This window comes from Streptomyces diacarni (assembly GCF_003323715.1).
GTDB lineage: Bacteria > Actinomycetota > Actinomycetes > Streptomycetales > Streptomycetaceae > Streptomyces > Streptomyces diacarni.
Genome location: NZ_QOIN01000045.1, coordinates 144,088 through 160,717, shown reverse-complemented (window position 1 = coordinate 160,717; position 16,630 = coordinate 144,088). Strand labels below are relative to the sequence as shown.

Here is a 16,630-nt window from a genome sequence, read left to right as displayed (position 1 = left end):
CCTCCCGCCCGTCGCCGCGGGCCCCGACGGCCGCGCCCGCCCCTGTCGGGCGTCACTCCGCACGGTCGGGTACGTGCACCCGTATCCGGTAGCCGTCGTGCGTCGCCCCGGTGACCGTGATGCGCACCCCGCCGCGGAAGGTGTGGCTCTCGCCCGGCGTGAACGGCGCGTCGGACATCTCGGCGAGTTCGGTGGGCAGCCGGTCGGCGCAGGCGGGGCCGCCGCCGCTGTGCGGCCGGGAGTCGACCACCCGGACGGGTCCCTCGCCCGTGGGCGTGCGGGAGTCGACGGTGTAGACGAGGACGCCCTCCGCGCAGATGTCCCGGTCCAGGCCCGTGCGGGTGCGGGCCTCGGCGACGATGGCGCTGTGGCTGCCGGTCCGCACGACGGTGATGCCCGCGTTCCGGCCGCTGATGGGGGAGAGGGTGTGCTCGCTGGTGCCGGGCGCGGTGACGCAGCCGACGCGGGAGCGGTCCAGCCAGCCGAACTTCCACTTGTGCCAGCCGAGCAGGTCGGATATCCCGGCCATGCTCATCGTGTCCCAGCCGCCCGCGTACTCGACCGAGGCGTTCTGGGAGACGTTGTAGAGGTCGGGCAGCCCGTAGAGGTGGTTGGCCTCGTGGACGAAGTTGCCGCGCTGCCACAGTGCCGAGTCGGAGGCCCGCCCGAAGATGAGGGCGGCGCCGTGCACCGGGGTGCCGCCCGCCCGCAGTCCCTCGAAGGTGTGGGCCTGGGAGACGGTGGGCGGCGCGGGAACGTTGCTGTCGGCGACGACGAAGACCAGGTCGGCGCCGCGCACGTCGGTGCCCTGGCGCTGCGCGGCCTCCAGCGCGTCCTGGACGTAACCGCGCATCAGTCCTGTGGGGATGCCGCGGGTGATCCCGTAGGAGGACCACGGCCGCGGCATGCGTATCCAGTCCGCGCTGGGGGCGACATCCAGGCGGTACTTGCCGAACGAGGCGCGGTCGAGGAAGCGGTCGCCGTACCGGGAGAAGAAGCGGGCGCGTTCGCCGGCCGGGGTGGCGGCGGGGTGGTCGGGGAAGTCGACCATCAGCATCAGCGCACGCTTGTGCCCGCGCGGCCGGACGTAGCCCGCCCCGAGGGGCCCCTCGTCGGTGCCGGAGCCGGACGCTATCGCGCACGGCCCCGAGATGCCCTCGGCGGCCGCGACCGGGACGGGGACGAGGGTGAGGCAGGCTGTCGCCAAAGCTGTGACCACGGCCAGGGCGGGGCGCTTCGGTGTCCTGCGCGGCGTCATCGGCTGATCCCTCCGCATAAGCTCGCCGACCCCGGGGCTCAAGGGCTGTCCGTGGTGACACCGTCCGCTCGCGGCAGGGGCGCCGCACCCCCGGGTGAGCCGCGCGGGTGAGGGAGCGCCCGGGTGCGGGCGTGCGGGCCGTACGGGTGTGTCCGGCATACTCGATCAGGTGAGCACGCTTCCTGAGACCCGGACCCTGCCCGTACCCGACGGCCTGGAGGGTGAGCGCGTCGACGCCGCGCTCGCCAGGATGTTCGGCTTCTCGAGGACCAAAGCGGCGGAGTTGGCCGCTGAGGGGAAGGTGCTGCTCGACGGGGCGCCCGCGGGCAAGTCGGACCGCGTACAGGGCGGGGCGTGGCTGGAGGTGGAGATGCCCCAGCGGGCGCAGCCGGTGCGGATCGTGGCCGAACCCGTCGAGGGCATGGAGATCGTCCATGACGACGACGACATCGTGGTGATCGTCAAACCGGTCGGTGTCGCCGCGCATCCGAGCCCCGGCTGGAGCGGCCCCACCGTGATCGGCGGGCTGGCCGCCGCCGGCTACACCATCGCGACCTCGGGTGCCGCCGAGCGCCAGGGCATCGTCCACCGGCTGGACGTGGGCACCTCGGGGCTGATGGTCGTCGCCAAGTCCGAGCGCGCGTACACGCTGCTCAAGCGCCAGTTCAAGGAACGTACCGTCGACAAGCGGTACCACGCGCTGGTCCAGGGCCACCCCGATCCGCTCAGCGGCACCATCGACGCGCCCATCGGCCGCCATCCGCAGCACGACTACAAGTGGGCGGTCACCTCGGAGGGCAAGCCCTCGGTGACGCACTACGACCTGATCGAGGCGTTCCGGGCCGCCAGCCTGCTCGACATCAAGCTGGAGACGGGCCGCACCCACCAGATCCGGGTGCACATGGCCGCGCACCGGCATCCGTGTGTGGGTGATCTCACCTACGGCGCCGATCCGAAGCTGGCCAAGCGGCTGCGGGTGGAGCGGCAGTGGCTGCACGCCGTACGCCTCGGGTTCGAACACCCGGGCGACGGGCGCTGGGTCGAGTACGAGAGTTCCTACCCCGACGACCTCCAGGTGGCGCTCGACCGGGTGCGGGCGGAGAGCTCCTGACCGATGGATCAGCTCGCACTCTTCTTCGCCCTGCTGCTCGCCGCCGTCGTCATGGTCCCGCTCGGGGACAAGCTCAACCTGCCCTCGCCGGTGCTGATGACCCTGTTCGGCGGCGTGCTGGCGGTCGTCCCCTCCATCCCGAACGTCTCGCTGCCGCCCGAGTACATCCTGCCGCTGGTGCTGCCGCCGCTGATCTACGCGGCGGCCCAGCGCACCTCCTGGCGCCAGTTCGCGGCGAACAAGAGACCGATCTTCCTGATGGCGGTCGCGCTGGTCTTCGTCACCACCGCCGCCGTGGCCGCCGTCGCCAACGCGCTGGTGCCCGGGCTCGGCCTCGCCGGTGCCGTGGCGCTGGGCGCCCTGGTCGCACCGCCCGACCCGGTCGCGGCCACCGCCGTGGCCGGCAACGTCGGCCTTCCCCGCCGTCTGGTCTCCGCGCTGGAGGGCGAGGGCCTGTTCAACGACGTGACGGCCATCACCCTCTACCACGTGGCGATCGCGGCCGCCGTCACCGGCTCCTTCTCCCTGCCGGTCGCCGCGGGCGAGCTGGTGCTCTCCGGCGTGGTCGCGGTCGCCGTCGGGCTGGGGCTCGGCTGGCTCGCCAACAAGCTCATGAGTTACCTCGGCGACGCCACCCTCCAGACCGGGCTGACCCTCCTGGTGCCCTTCGCCTCCTACGTGCTCGCCGAGGAGCTGATGGGCTCCGGCGTGCTCGGCGTGCTGACCACCGCCCTCTACCTGGCCTCCGGGCACGCCGTGGACGCGGACGACGTGCAAGGTCGGCTCGCCGGACAGACGTTCTGGCAGATCGTGGACACCCTGGTCACCGGCATCGCCTTCGGGCTGATCGGACTGGAACTGCACACGATCTTCGGCACGGTCCAGCAGGAGTGGCGCCAGCTGCTGCCCGCCGCGGGTGCGGTCGTCGGCGTCGTCGTGGTGCTGCGGCTGCTGTGGCTGCTGCCGACCGCGTGGCTGGCCCAGCGGCTGCACCAGCGCAAGGACCTGGACGAGGACATTCCGCGCAACTGGCGCGAGACCGTCGTCGTGTGGTGGTCGGGGATGCGCGGAGTGGCCTCGGTCGCGCTGGCGCTGGCCGTGCCGCTGAGCCTGGAGCCCGAGGCGGGCGGCGGCGCGTTCCCCGGGCGCGAGGCGATCATCTTCATCGCGTTCGCCGTGGTCACCGTCACACTCGTCTTCCAGGGGCTGACCCTGCCGTGGCTCGTCAAGCGGCTGAACGTCCAGGCCGACAGCGCCGCGGAGCGCGAGGTCGAGCGGCAGCTGGCGGTGCGGGTGGCCAAGGCGGCCCGCAAGCGGCTCCGGGAGATCGAGGAGGTCGAGGACCTGCCCGAAGAGGTCTCCGAGGCGCTGGCCAGGAGGGTCTGGGACATGGGGGCGCGGATCTCCCCCGACATCGTCGACGACGAGCGCCGGGCCGCCCACCGCAAGCGCGTGGACCGGCTGCAGAAGATGCGGCGCCTCAACGGCGAGCTGCTGTCCGCCGCCCGCCACGAGGTGATCGCCGCGCGCGGCGAGGCCGGGGTGGACCCGGAGGTCGTGGACCGCGTGCTGCACCAGCTCGACGTCCGCAGCTTCCGCGGCGTGTGACCTCACCTGCGTGAACGCCCCTCAAGGGTCCGTGCGACCCGCCTTCGGGCACGTCTGCCGGCCGGCCCGGGCCCGCGGGAGGTGTGCACCGGACCCGCTCCCCGGGGAGGGGTCAGAGCATCTTCTCCTGCGGGGAGGTGATCCGGATGCCCGGCAGCGCCTGCGGGTGCTTGTCGCGCAGCCAGGCCAGCAGCTGCTCACGCACCGAGCAGCGCAGCGTCCACAGGTCGCCCGAGGAGCGCGCCGTCATGGCGACCCGTACCTCGATCGTGGAGGGAGTGGTGTCGGTGACGACCAGGCTCCAGCTGCGGCCGTCCCACTCGTCGCTCGCCCGGATCAGCTCCTCGGCCTGGGCGCGCAGCTCGGTGACGGGCGCCGCGTGGTCGAGCTGGAGGTAGACGGTCCCGGTCATCTGGGGACCGCCGCGCGACCAGTTCTCGAACGGGTTGTTGGTGAAGTAGGAGACCGGCATGGTGATGCGGCGCTCGTCCCAGGTGAAGATCACCAGGTAGGAGACGGTGATCTCCTCCACCGTTCCCATCTCGCCTTCCACCACGACCTCGTCGCCGATCCGCACCATGTCACCGAAGGCGATCGACAGCCCCGCGAACAGGTTGCCCAGCGTGGACTGGGCGGCGATACCGGCGACGATGCCCAGCACACCGGCCGAGGCCAGCATCGAGGTGCCGAACGTCTTCATGCCGGGGAACTGGAGCAGCACCGCCGCGACCGCGATCACCGTCACCACGGCGGTGATCAGCCGCCGGATCAGCGTCAGCTGCGTGCGCACCCGCCGGCCGCGCGCCGGGTCGTGGGTGGCGCCCGCGTACCGGGTGGCGATCGTCTCGGTTATCGCGGCGACGATCCGCAGGATCAGCCAGGCCGAGGCCGCGATCGTGATGATCGTCAGCCACAGGTCGACCCCTTCCCTGTGGTCCTTGGCCAGGTGGGTGGAGTCGAAGAAACCGCTGACCAGCGCGACGAAGAGCACCGCGTTGAAGGGGACCCGGCCACTGCGCAGCAGGCCCCACATCGGGGTCTCCGGGTGCCGGGCGTCGAGGCGGACCAGCAGGCGGTCGAGGGCCCAGGCGAGTACGTACGACAGCACGATCGCGCCACCGAAGACGATGACGGGCCGGAGCACGTTCTCCATGGTCGCCTTTCTCCTAGGGGACCCCGCGGGCGCCGCGCGCCGGGGGTGACGGCCATACGCGCAGCTGTGCACGCGGCCGTCCAGGCCACCGACGACCGTACCTGGCACCATGTGGAGTAACCGGCTCCAGGGCGCTCACTTTGGCCCTTTGTGAAGGAAGTGACATCCAGTGGCACCCCTATCGATCGTCCTCTTCCACTCCGTGTGCGGGCTCACGGCGGATGTGCACGCCGCGGCCGAGCGGCTGCGCGCCGCGGGACACGAGGCGGTCACCCCCGACCTGTTCGAGGGCGCGACCGCGGCCTCGGTCGAGGAGGGCATGCGGATGCGGGAGAAGGAGGACAGCCCCGACCGCGACGAGCTGCTGCGGCGAGCTGTGACCGCCACGGCTCCGCTCCTGGACCGGGGACTGGTCTACGCGGGCTTCTCGCTGGGCGGCTCCGTCGCCCAGACCCTCGCGCTGGCCGACGAGAAGGCCCGGGGCCTCCTGCTCTTCTCGGGGACGTCCGACATCCCCGAAGACGCCGCCGTCGACGACCTTCCCGTCCAGCTCCACGTCGGCGACCCGGACGCCTTCGAGCCCCACGACTGGCTCACCGCCTGGTACCTGCGCATGCAGCGCGCCGGCGCCGACGTCGAGGTCCACCGCCACCCCGGCGTGGGGCACCTGTACACCCACGCCTCGCTGGACGACTACGACGAGGACGCGGCGGAGGCCACCTGGCGCACGGCGCTGGGCTTCCTGGAGACGCTGTAGCCCCACGCCCGCGGCCTCACCGCCGGCAGCGGCCCGTGCCCCGGCTCTTGTCCGGGGAACAGACGTGCACGCGGTCGGCCGGGTCGTCGCTGACGTACCGGCCCACGCACTGGTTCGAGGAGGCCAGCCCCCGCTCGCCGCACCAGTCGGCTGCCGCCCGGCCACTGGCGAAGCCGCCCGGCGGGCCGGGAGCGTAGAACATCCAGTAGCCGGCGCGCAGGGAGGCGAACCGGTCGCTGTCGACGTGGCGCACGACGGGCACCTTGCGGCTGAGGGAGGCCCGCATCTTCTCGCGCGCTGCGACCCCTTCCGACTTGGCGACGGAACCCAGCTGGGCCACCCACCTGTCGCCCGGGCCCTGCCGCTCGGGGGCGGCCGGGCCGGCGGTGGGCTCCTTCGTGGGGTCCTCCGCCTTCTTCGTCCCCTTGTCGGCCGGCTTCCGGCTCTCGCGGCCCGGACCGGTCTCCGCGGCGGACGGACCGGAGCCGGGGGAGCGGCCGCCGGCGTCGGTCGCCGCCGGGGTGTGGAGCGGGGAGCGCATGTCGTCGGCCGATTTCCCCGTCCCGTCGGGCCGCGTGAGCACGAAGGCCCCGGCAGCGACGAGGCCCGCCGCCACGACTGCGGCCGCCACGACCAGCGGGGCACGTCCCGGGCGGCGCCCCGCGCCGGAGGCCCCGCCCGGGACGTGGGCGGCCGTGCCCGCGCCGGACCCGCCCCCCGCGGCGGTGCCGGTCGGGACCGCGCCGGGGCGCGTCGCTGGGGAAGGACCCGTACCGGAAGGACCCGTACCGGAAGGGTCTGCACCGGAAGGACCCGTCCCGGAAGGACCCGTCCCGGAAGGCACCGTCCCGGGAGGCACCGTCCCCGGAGGCGACGCGGAAGGGCTCCGTACCGGCATCGACGTCTCGGTCGGCAGGTAGGGCGTCGCCGCGCGCCCCTCGGCGACGTCGGCCAGCATCCGCTCCAGGGCCTCGGCGGTCGGCCGGGCGGCCGGATCCCGCACGAGCACGGCCTCCAGCACCGGGCCGAGCGCCCCGCTGCGCACCGGCGGCGGCACCGGGTCGTCGAGGACGGCGGCGATGGTGGCCAGCGTCGTGGCGCGGCGCAGCGGGCTGTGCGCCTCGGTGCTGACGTAGAGCGTCAGCCCGAGCGACCACAGGTCGCCGGCAGGGTCGTCCTCGACGCCGCGCACCCGTTCGGGGGCGACGAACTCGGGGGAGCCCAGGAACTCGCCGGTCGCCGTCACCGTGGCGGAGCCCTGGAGCGCCGCGATGCCGAAGTCGGTGAGGACGGCGGCACCGTCCTCGCGCAGCAGGACGTTGCCGGGCTTGACGTCACGGTGGTGGATGCCCGCCGCGTGCGCGGTGCGCAGCGCGGAGAGCACCTCGCGGCCCAGCCGCGCCGCCTCCCGCGGCTCCAACGGCCCTTCTGCCAGACGCTGTTCGAGGGAGGGGCCGCGTACCAGCTCCATCACCAGCCACGGGCAGGGCCCCGCGTCCACGATGTGGTGGATCGTCACCACGTGCGGATGGCTGAGCCGGGCCAGCGCGCGCGCTTCCCTGAGCACCCGCTCCCGCGGCGCGCCGGCGCCGGGCCCCGCGTGCGCCTCGTCCGGGTCATGGCCAGGTCCGAGGGCGGGTTGCCGTACCTCCTTGAGCGCCACCTCGCGATCCAGCGCGGTATCCCGCGCCCGCCACACGGTGCCCATGCCCCCGGAGCCCAGCCGTTCCAGCAGCTCGAAGCGGCCGTCGACGACATCGCCGGGCCGGCCGTACCCTCCCCCAGTCATGCGCACAGCGTACGGGCACCGGCCCGCTCAGCGTGCGGACCGCCGTAGGCGTGCGAGGCGTTGTGAGCCCGAGGCGGTGCGGTAGGAGCGGCGCGGAGGTGGAGTCTCCACGGGGCGCGGACGGTCACGTCACGCGGTGGCGGGAAAGAGGGGCGGACCGCACACGCGCCGCGGTCCGCCCCTCCACCCGCGCCCGCGAGGGCGAAGAACAGCCCCGCGGCGCCGGTACGTTACTTCTTCTCTTCCTTGCCGCCCGTCTTCACGTCGACGCCCATGTCCTTGAGCTTGCCCGGCAGGTCCTGCGGCTGCACCTGCTCACCGTCGATCTTGACGGTCGGAGTGCCCTGGATCTCGGCGCCGTTGAAGCTGGCGATCATGTCCTTGGCCCACTTGTTGTACTTCTTGGACTCGACCGCCTTCTCGAACTTCTTGTTGTCCTTCAGGGCGGGGACCTCGTCGGAGATCTTGAGCAGGTAGGCGTTGTCGGCGAACTTGTCGTCCTGCTCCTCGGGGTGCCACTTCTTCGAGTAGAGCTGGTGCTTGTACTCGGTGAACGCGTCCGTGCTCACCGCCTTGGCGGCGCCCAGCGCGCGAGCGGCGTTCTTCGAACCCGAGCCGCCCATGTTGTCGTCGATGATCGAGCCGAGGTGGACGCGCAGCTTGTACTTGCCGTCGTCCGCGCCCTTCTGCAACTGCTCACCCATGGCCTGCTCGAAGCTGGCACACGCCGGGCAGCGCAGGTCCTCGTAGACGTCGATGGTCTTCTCGGCCTTGGCGCCGCCCGTGGTGACGGCCATGTCGTCGCCGCTGGAGTCCTTGCCGTTCAGCTTGGCGACGGCGACGCCGATGCCGGCCACCACGACCAGCACACCGACCACCGTCAGGGCGACCAGCAACTGCCGCCGGGTGCGCTCCTTCTTGGCCTGCTTCTCCCGCTCGACCCGCAGCCGCTCGCGGGCCGCACGCTTGGCTTCGGGGCTGTTGCGCTTGCTCATGAGTGTTCTTCTCTTCTCCGTGATATCCGTACGCGAAAGGAAACCCGACCGTGCTCAGGCCGCCGGGGCGGCGGTGAGCGCGGGCGGGCCGCGACGGTGCACGGAGTGCGTCAGCAGCGGCAGCGCGCGGGGCGCGGGCGCGGGGCGGGGGCGTGCCGTGCGGGCCGGCCCCGTACCGCCCGAGGCGGTGTGGCAGGCGGCCACGGCGCGCCACAGCGGACGGAAGGCGGTGGCGGCGACCGCCCGCAGCAGCCGGGCCAGGGCCGCCTCGCCGCGCCGCAGCCACAGCGCGGCCAGCAGGCCCACGCACACGTGCGCGGCCAGCAGCAGCCACGGCAGCGCGGCACCGGGCACGCCGTGGACACCCAGCGGGTACGCGCCGGTGTCGGCGCCGCGCGCGGCCATCCGCGCCAGTGGGGTGCCGACGTTGCCGCCGCCGCACAGCAGGTCCACGCCCACGGAGCGCAACGGCCCCGTCACCGGACCGCCGGCCTGCCCGTAGCAGGCGTGCTGCCCGGTGGTGAAGACCGTGTCGGCCGCCAGCTCCAGTGGGACGAGAGCGGCGGCGATCCGCGCGAAGCCGCGCTCACGGCCCGCGAGGGCGAACGCCAGGACGAAGACGAGGGCGGAGACCGCAAGCAACGGGCGCAGCGGAACGGGGGCACCGGACAGCAGCACGTGCGAGCCGCAGGACAGCGCGATACACAGGGCTGTGAAGAGCCCCGCCCGCGCTGTTCGTATGCCTACCGCACCCATGGTGACCGAGTGTGCCACGAGGACGCGTAAGCGGTCCCTAAAGGTCGCCGACCCGTCCGCTTCACGGGCCGCCGGGCGCCCGGGATGTTCCGGAACGCCCACGCCCGTCACGGTGCCCGAGCCCCGAGCCGCCGCCGGCTCGGGGCTCGGACCCCGGCGATCCGGGCGTGGGCTCAGACCCCGGCGATCCGGCCGTTGCGGAACAGGTCGACGAAGATCTGGTGGTCGCGGCGGGCGGTGGCGCCGTAGGAGTGCGCGAAGTCCACCAGCATCGCGCGGAAGCCGTCCTCGTCCTTCGAGATCGCCTCGTCGATCGCCTGCTCCGTGGAGAACGGCACCAGGCTGTGGCCGCTCTCCGCCTCGTCGGCCGCCGCGTGCATCGTCGCCGTCGCCCGCCCGAGGTCGGCGGTGACCTGCCCGATCTCCTCCGGGTCCGACAGGTCCGACCAGTCCAGATCCACCGCGTACGGGGAGACCTCCGCCACCAGCTGGCCCGCTCCGCCCAGCTCCGTCCAGCCCAGCCACGGGTCGGCGTGCGCCTGGAGGGCGCGCTGCGAGATGACCGTACGGTGCCCCTCGTGCCGGAAGTAGTCGCGCACCGCCCGGTCGGTGATGTGCTGCGAGACCGCCGGGGTCTGCGCCTGCTTCATGTAGATGACCAGGTCGTTCTCCAGCGCGTCGCTGTGGCCCTCCAGCAGGATGTTGTACGAGGGCAGGCCCGCGCTGCCGATGCCGATGCCCCGCCGCCCCACCACGTCCTTGACCCGGTGCGCGCCGTGCCGCTCGCGGCCCTCGTGGCGCGGCAGCGTCTCCAGGTACGCGTCGAAGGCCTCCAGGACCGTCTCCCTGGTCGCCTTGTCCAGCTCGATGGAGCCGCCGCCCGGGGCGAAGCGGCGCTCCCAGTCGCGGATCTCGGTCATGGTGCCCAGCAGTCCGAAGCGGGTGTTCGCGCGGGCGGAGTGCAGGGCGTCCAGCACGGGACCGCGCGCCGTGTCCAGGGTGAGGGCCGGCGGCTCGCTCTCCGAGGCGCCGGAGAGCAGGGCGCGGATGCGGTCGCGGTAGGCGTCGGCGTAGGTGGTCACCAGCGAGGTGATCTGCGTGTCGCTGAACGCCTTGCTGTAGCCCAGCAGCGCCACCGAGGCGGCGAACCGCTGCAGATCCCAGGTGAAGGGGCCGACGTAGGCCTCGTCGAAGTCGTTGACGTTGAACAGCAGGCGGCCCTGCGCGTTCATGTAGGTGCCGAAGTTCTCCGCGTGCAGGTCGCCGTGTATCCACACCCGGCTGGTGCGCTCGTTCAGGAAGGGGCCGCTGTCCCTGCCCTCGTGCAGGTCGGCGTAGAAGAGGCAGGCCGTGCCCCGGTAGAAGGCGAAGGCGGAGGCGGCCATCTTGCGGAACTTCGTCTGGAAGGCCGCCGGGTCGGCGGCGAGGAGATCGCCGAAGGCGGTCTCGAAGACCTCCAGGATCGTCTCGCCGCGCTCTGCTGCCTGGCCTGCCTTGGTCATGTGTGCGCTCCGTCGGTGCGGTCGGTGGGTCTGTGCTGTCCGCCTTAACGTACGCCCGCGCGAGGGGGTGCCCGGGGCGTACGGCCGGGCGAGCGGGGTCCGTACGCACGCCGGCGTGGGCGGATGTCCGGCGTACCCCCGCGTGGGCGGATGTCCGGCGTACGCCCGCGCGAGCGGATGTCCGGCGCGTGCGGCCGCACCGGCGGGTGTCGGTGCGGGGGACCGGGTGGTTCGTCGGCGGGCTGTCGGTGCCGGGTCGTAGACTCCTCACTCGCCCCCAAAGACCCGCGCCCGGAGGTGGCCTTCGCCGTGAGTGAGCAGCCCTTCACGCATCTGCACGTGCACACGCAGTATTCGCTCCTGGACGGCGCCGCCCGCCTCAAGGACATGTTCGCCGCGTGCAACGAGATGGGCATGTCGCACATCGCGATGACCGACCACGGCAATTTGCACGGGGCCTACGACTTCTTCCATTCCGCGAAGGACGCCGGGGTCACGCCGATCATCGGCATCGAGGCCTACCTCGCCCCCGACCACCGCAGGAACACCCGCCCGGTCAAGTGGGGCACGCCCCACCAGAAGCGGGACGACGTCTCGGGCAACGGCGCCTACACGCACATGACGATGTGGGCGCGCAACGCCACCGGGCTGCACAACCTCTTCCGCGCCCAGTCGCGCGCCAGCCTGGAGGGCTTCTTCCGCAAGCCCCGCATGGACCGCGAGCTGCTGGCCGAGTACGCCGACGGGCTGCTGGCGACCACCGGCTGCCCCTCGGGAGAGGTGAGCACCAAGATCCGGCTCGGCATGGAGGACGAGGCCCTCAAGGCCGCCGGGGAGTATCAGGACATCTTCGGCAAGGACAACTTCTTCGTCGAGCTGATGGACCACAACATCGAGATCGACAAGCGGGCGAGGGACGGCCTGGAGCGCATCGCGCGGAAGATCGACGCGCCCTTCATCGTCACCAACGACTCGCACTACACCTACGAGCGCGAGTCCGCGGCGCACGACACCCTGCTGTGCATCCAGACGGGCAGCAACCTCTCCGATCCCGACCGCTTCAGCTTCGACGGCGCCGGCTACTACCTCAAGTCCGCCGAGGAGATGTACGGCATCGACTCCTCGGACGCCTGGCAGTCCGGCTGCCGCAACACCCAGCTCCTGGTCGCCGAGCGCATCGAGACCGAGGGGATGTTCGAGCCGAAGAACCTGATGCCGAAGTTCGACGTGCCCGAGGGGTACGACGAGATCTCCTGGTTCAAGGAGGAGGTGCGGCGCGGCATGGCCCGCCGCTACCCCGGCGGGGTCCCGCAGGACCGCCAGGAGCTGGCGGACTACGAGATGAAGGTCATCATCGACATGGGCTTCCCGGGGTACTTCCTCGTGGTCGCCGACTTCATCAACTGGGCCAAGGACAACGGCATCGCGGTCGGCCCGGGGCGCGGCTCGGCGGCGGGCTCGATCGTCTCCTACGCCATGGGCATCACCGACCTCGACCCGGTCACCCACGGGCTGATCTTCGAGCGGTTCCTCAACCCCGAGCGCATCACCATGCCCGACGTCGACATCGACTTCGACGAGCGCAGGCGCGGCGACGTCATCCGGTACGTGACGGAGAAGTACGGCGCCGACAAGGTCGCCATGATCGGCACCTACGGCACGATCAAGGCCAAGGCCGCCATCAAGGACGCCTCCCGCGTGCTGGGCTATCCGTACGCGATGGGCGACCGCATCACCAAGGCCATGCCGGCCGACGTCCTGGGCAAGGGCATCCCGCTGTCCGGCATCACCGACCCCAACCACCCCCGCTACAGCGAGGCGGGCGAGGTGCGGGGGATGTACGAGAACGAGCCGGACGTCAAGAAGGTCATCGACTCGGCCATGGGCATCGAGGGCCTGGTGCGCCAGATGGGCATGCACGCGGCGGGCGTGATCATGTCCAGCGAGCCGGTCATCGACCACGCGCCGATCTTCTCCCCGAAGAACGACGGCACGGTCGTCACCCAGTGGGACTACCCCAGCTGCGAGTCGCTGGGCCTGCTGAAGATGGACTTCCTGGGGCTGCGCAACCTCACCATCATGGACGACGCGGTCAAGATGATCCGCAAGAACAAGGACGTCGACCTCAAGCTGCTGGACCTCCCGCTCGACGACCCCAAGACCTTCGAGCTGCTGTGCCGGGGCGACACCCTCGGCGTCTTCCAGTTCGACGGCGGCCCCATGCGCTCCCTGCTGCGCATGATGAAGCCCGACCACTTCGAGGACATCTCGGCCGTCTCCGCGCTCTACCGCCCGGGCCCGATGGGCATGAACAGCCACATCAACTACGCCCTGCGCAAGAACGGCCAGCAGGAGGTCACCCCGATCCACCCGGAGCTCGAGGAACCCCTCAAGGAGGTCCTCGACATCACCCACGGCCTCATCGTCTACCAGGAGCAGGTGCAAAAGGCCGCCCAGGTCCTCGCCGGCTACTCGCTGGGCCAGGCCGACCTGCTCCGCCGTGCGATGGGCAAGAAGAAGAAGGAGGTTCTCGACAAGGAGTTCGTGAACTTCCAGAAGGGCATGCGGGACAACGGCTACTCCGACGGCGCCGTCCAGGCCGTCTGGGACGTGCTGGTGCCCTTCGCCGGCTACGCCTTCAACAAGGCGCACTCCTCCGCCTACGGCCTGGTCACCTACTGGACGGCCTATCTGAAGGCCAACTATCCGGCGGAGTACATGTCGGCGCTGCTCACCTCGGTGCGCGACGACAAGGACAAGTCGGCGGTCTACCTCAACGAGTGCCGCAAGATGGGCATCAAGGTGCTGCCGCCGAACGTGAACGAGTCGGAGGCCAACTTCACCTCGCAGGACGACTCCACGATCGTCTTCGGGCTCACCGCCGTGCGCAACGTCGGCCAGAACGTGGTCGACTCGATCGTCAAGTGCCGCAAGGCCAAGGGCAAGTACACCTCGTTCCCCGACTTTCTGGACAAGGTCGAGGCCGTCGTCTGCAACAAGCGCACCGTCGAGTCCCTGATCAAGGCCGGCGCCTTCGACGAGATGCGCCACACCCGCAAGGGGCTGACCGCCCAGTTCGAGCCGATGATCGACAACGTGGTGCAGGTCAAGCGCAAGGAGGCCGAAGGCCAGTTCGACCTCTTCGGCGACCTCGGCGGCGACACGGCGGACTCCGGGCCCGGCTTCGGCCTCGACGTGCAGTTCTCCGAGGAGGAGTGGGACAAGACCTATCTGCTCGCGCAGGAGCGCGAGATGCTCGGCCTCTACGTCTCCGACCACCCCCTCTTCGGCCTCGAACACGTCCTCAATGACAAGGCGGACGCGGCCATCGCCCAGCTGACCGGGGGCGACTACTCGGACGGGTCCATCGTCACCATCGGCGGCATCATCTCGGGGCTCCAGCGGAAGATGACCAAGCAGGGCAACGCCTGGGCCATCGCGACGGTCGAGGACCTGGCCGGCTCGATCGACTGCATGTTCTTCCCCGCGACCTACCAGCTGGTCTCCACACAGTTGGTGGAGGACGCCATCGTGTTCGTCAAGGGCCGTCTGGACAAGCGCGAGGACGTGCCCCGGCTCGTGGCGATGGAGCTGACGATTCCCGACCTCAGCGAGGCGTCCGCCTCCGCGCCCGTCACCATCACGATCCCGACCGTGAAGGTGACGCCGCCACTGGTGGAGAAGCTGGGGTACGTGCTCACGCAGCACCGCGGGGGCAGCGAGGTCCGGGTGCGCCTGCAGGGCGCTCGCACGACGACGGTGCTCCGGCTCGACCGCCACCGGGTGACGCCCGACCCGGCCCTCTTCGGTGACCTCAAGGAGCTTTTGGGCCCGTCCTGCCTGGCCGGCTGACCGCTCGCCGCCCGGGGGCGAGCCCTCCGGGCGGCGAGCAACGGGCGGGTGCGGTGGTTCAGTTGTGGCCGAAGCGGCGCTGCTTGCCCTTGCGGGCCACGTCGCCGGTGGCGACCCGCTCGTCGTCGGCGCGTGCCCTCTCCTGTTCCTGCTGCCGCTGCTCCGCCGTGCGCCCCTGTCGCCTGGTCTGTTGGCGATCTGTGTTCTTGGCGTTCTTGGCCATGCTCGCCTCCTGGGGCGGTGTCCGCCCGGTGCGCAGTCTGTCAATTCAGCCTTGCATATCGGTAATAGCTCCGCATTTCGGACAATTGCCAGGAGTGGATCGCCGGTGACGGCGCCACGCCGATGATCGAGGTCGGGCTGATAACCCCGCTGCCGTCGGGCAGACTCGGAGCAGACCCGAAGGACACGGGGAACGGCCAGCACGCGAAGGCAGGGCCTCGGCTGTAGGTCATGACCGAGAGTGGGTGGAACGTCGTGGACCGCTGCGTCGTCCTGGTGGACGCCGGTTACCTGCTGGGCGCCGCCGCCAGCCTGCTGGCCGGGGAGCCGACCCGCTCCCGGATCAGTGTCGATCACTCGGGGCTGATCCAGGCCCTGCGCCGGCAGGCGGAGGCCGACACGCAGTGTGCTCTGCTGCGTATCTACTGGTTCGACGGTGCGCCGGACCGCGTGCCGCAGCCCGAGCACCGCAGGCTCCGGGTGATGCCCCGGGTCACCGTACGGCTGGGTGCGCTCACCCGTAGTGACGGGCGGTGGGCGCAGAAGGGCGTGGACGCGGCCATGCACGCCGAGCTGACGGAACTCGCCCGCAACCGGGCGTGCTCCGACATCGTGCTCGTGACCGGCGACGGCGACCTGCTGCCCGGGCTGATGTCCGCCAAGGAACACGGGGTGGCCGTCCACCTGTGGGCGGTGCAGGCGGCCGACGGCGACTACAACCAGTCCGAGGACCTGGTCGCGGAGGCGGACGAGCGGCGGGTGCTGGACCGCAACTGGATCACACCCGTCGTGCGCGCCAAGGACCCGAGCGGCACCTGCGCGCCGCAGCCCGCGCCGCGCCCGGAGATCGCCGCCATCCTGGCCGCGCCGCTGCCGGAGACCGGCAAGAACGGGGACGGCGCGGGCGAGCGCCGTGCCCCCGCGCCGCCCGCCGCAGGGCCGCAGCCCGTCGGGCCGCGGGAGCGTGCGGCGCCGGCGGGACCTGAGCCGCAGCCGGAGACGGAGGCGGCCCAGGAGGATCCTGGGCCCGGCGGTGCGCCGCACCGTGCCGAGGGGGTGCCCACCCCCAAGGACCTCGCGGATCTCGGCCGCCACGGGCACCACGCGGGCCCCGTGCCGGGGCCGCCGCCGGCGGCGACGCTGCGCTGGTCCTCGGACCGGGGGTGGGTCGAGCGGGCGGCGCCGGCCGAGTCGCCGGAGACGGCGGCGCTGCCCATGCTGGCCCAGCTCACCTCCGCCGAGCAGCGCTGGGCGGACCGCGAGGAGGACATCACGGCGGTCAGCGGCGACCCCTACGAGGTCGGACAGGTGTTCGCGCGCCGCTGGATCGAGCGGCTGACCAGCGACGCGCCCCTGGGCCGGCTCTCGGAGGAGTACCCGCGCATCCCGCACCGCATCGACGGTGAACTGCTGCGCTACGCCGCACGGTTCGGGCTGCTCGCGCACAAGGACGACCAGATCGACGAGCACGACCGCTACGCGATCCGTGCGGGGTTCTGGCGCGAGGTCGACGCCCGCACCGGGGCCTCGGCCGAAGCGCCGCGGTCCACTCCGGCCGCCGACTGAGCACGTCAACCGGTCGGCCCGGGGCCCGCCGGCGGTGACGGGCGGGCCCGGAACCCGGCGG

At 71.7% G+C, this 16,630-nt stretch carries 12 protein-coding genes; 5 read left to right on the top strand and 7 right to left on the bottom strand.

Going from position 1 to position 16,630, the window contains the following annotated elements; translation table 11 throughout:
• Positions 1-52: 52 nt before the first annotated feature.
• The gene (locus DTL70_RS16605) at positions 53-1,258 is read right to left on the bottom strand and encodes a metallopeptidase domain-containing protein (RefSeq protein ID WP_114022715.1); all 1,206 of its coding nucleotides are present in this window, start codon (positions 1,256-1,258) and stop codon (positions 53-55) included.
• 169 nt (positions 1,259-1,427) lie between these two features.
• Here DTL70_RS16605 and DTL70_RS16600 point away from each other — a divergent pair, with 169 nt between their 5' ends.
• The gene (locus tag DTL70_RS16600) at positions 1,428-2,369 is read left to right on the top strand and encodes an RluA family pseudouridine synthase (protein WP_114022798.1); all 942 of its coding nucleotides are present in this window, start codon (positions 1,428-1,430) and stop codon (positions 2,367-2,369) included.
• 3 nt (positions 2,370-2,372) lie between these two features.
• The gene (locus tag DTL70_RS16595; RefSeq protein ID WP_114022714.1) at positions 2,373-3,977 is read left to right on the top strand and encodes a Na+/H+ antiporter; all 1,605 of its coding nucleotides are present in this window, start codon (positions 2,373-2,375) and stop codon (positions 3,975-3,977) included.
• A 112-nt stretch (positions 3,978-4,089) separates the two neighbouring features.
• Here DTL70_RS16595 and DTL70_RS16590 read toward each other — a convergent pair whose 3' ends face one another.
• Positions 4,090-5,130, bottom strand: coding sequence for a mechanosensitive ion channel family protein (locus tag DTL70_RS16590; protein WP_114022713.1), 1,041 nt, complete (start codon positions 5,128-5,130; stop codon positions 4,090-4,092).
• A 169-nt stretch (positions 5,131-5,299) separates the two neighbouring features.
• Between DTL70_RS16590 and DTL70_RS16585 the strand changes: the two genes are divergently transcribed.
• The gene (locus DTL70_RS16585; protein ID WP_114022712.1) at positions 5,300-5,887 is read left to right on the top strand and encodes a dienelactone hydrolase family protein; all 588 of its coding nucleotides are present in this window, start codon (positions 5,300-5,302) and stop codon (positions 5,885-5,887) included.
• A gap of 16 nt (positions 5,888-5,903) precedes the next feature.
• Here the strand turns inward: DTL70_RS16585 and DTL70_RS16580 are convergent, their stop codons facing one another.
• From DTL70_RS16580 to DTL70_RS16565, 4 genes are all read right to left on the bottom strand, one after another.
• Complete coding sequence (locus DTL70_RS16580; RefSeq protein WP_114022711.1) at positions 5,904-7,676, bottom strand: serine/threonine-protein kinase; 1,773 nt, start codon at positions 7,674-7,676, stop codon at positions 5,904-5,906.
• 230 nt (positions 7,677-7,906) lie between these two features.
• Positions 7,907-8,671, bottom strand: coding sequence for a thioredoxin domain-containing protein (locus DTL70_RS16575; protein ID WP_114022710.1), 765 nt, complete (start codon positions 8,669-8,671; stop codon positions 7,907-7,909).
• Between the two features lie 54 nt (positions 8,672-8,725).
• The gene (locus tag DTL70_RS16570; protein WP_114022797.1) at positions 8,726-9,427 is read right to left on the bottom strand and encodes a hypothetical protein; all 702 of its coding nucleotides are present in this window, start codon (positions 9,425-9,427) and stop codon (positions 8,726-8,728) included.
• Positions 9,428-9,600: 173 nt separating this feature from the next.
• On the bottom strand, positions 9,601-10,929 hold the full coding sequence (locus tag DTL70_RS16565) for a DUF2252 domain-containing protein (RefSeq protein ID WP_114022709.1): 1,329 nt from the start codon (positions 10,927-10,929) through the stop codon (positions 9,601-9,603).
• Between the two features lie 309 nt (positions 10,930-11,238).
• Here DTL70_RS16565 and dnaE point away from each other — a divergent pair, with 309 nt between their 5' ends.
• On the top strand, positions 11,239-14,781 hold the full coding sequence (gene dnaE / locus DTL70_RS16560; RefSeq protein WP_114022796.1) for a DNA polymerase III subunit alpha: 3,543 nt from the start codon (positions 11,239-11,241) through the stop codon (positions 14,779-14,781).
• 58 nt (positions 14,782-14,839) lie between these two features.
• Here the strand turns inward: dnaE and DTL70_RS33570 are convergent, their stop codons facing one another.
• On the bottom strand, positions 14,840-15,004 hold the full coding sequence (locus DTL70_RS33570; RefSeq protein WP_181860949.1) for a hypothetical protein: 165 nt from the start codon (positions 15,002-15,004) through the stop codon (positions 14,840-14,842).
• 230 nt (positions 15,005-15,234) lie between these two features.
• Between DTL70_RS33570 and DTL70_RS16555 the strand changes: the two genes are divergently transcribed.
• A complete protein-coding gene (locus tag DTL70_RS16555) occupies positions 15,235-16,569 on the top strand; it encodes an NYN domain-containing protein (RefSeq protein ID WP_114022708.1) in 1,335 nt (444 codons plus the stop codon).
• Positions 16,570-16,630 lie beyond the last annotated feature (61 nt).

Coding starts and splice junctions, on each gene's coding strand:
- DTL70_RS16605 (WP_114022715.1), bottom strand. CDS start 1,258: ATGACGCCGCGCAGGACACCGAAGCGCCCCGCCCTGGCCGTGGTCACA.
- DTL70_RS16570 (WP_114022797.1), bottom strand. CDS start 9,427: ATGGGTGCGGTAGGCATACGAACAGCGCGGGCGGGGCTCTTCACAGCC.
- DTL70_RS16555 (WP_114022708.1), top strand. CDS start 15,235: ATGACCGAGAGTGGGTGGAACGTCGTGGACCGCTGCGTCGTCCTGGTG.
- DTL70_RS16590 (WP_114022713.1), bottom strand. CDS start 5,130: ATGGAGAACGTGCTCCGGCCCGTCATCGTCTTCGGTGGCGCGATCGTG.
- DTL70_RS16595 (WP_114022714.1), top strand. CDS start 2,373: ATGGATCAGCTCGCACTCTTCTTCGCCCTGCTGCTCGCCGCCGTCGTC.
- DTL70_RS16575 (WP_114022710.1), bottom strand. CDS start 8,671: ATGAGCAAGCGCAACAGCCCCGAAGCCAAGCGTGCGGCCCGCGAGCGG.
- DTL70_RS33570 (WP_181860949.1), bottom strand. CDS start 15,004: ATGGCCAAGAACGCCAAGAACACAGATCGCCAACAGACCAGGCGACAG.
- DTL70_RS16565 (WP_114022709.1), bottom strand. CDS start 10,929: ATGACCAAGGCAGGCCAGGCAGCAGAGCGCGGCGAGACGATCCTGGAG.
- DTL70_RS16580 (WP_114022711.1), bottom strand. CDS start 7,676: ATGACTGGGGGAGGGTACGGCCGGCCCGGCGATGTCGTCGACGGCCGC.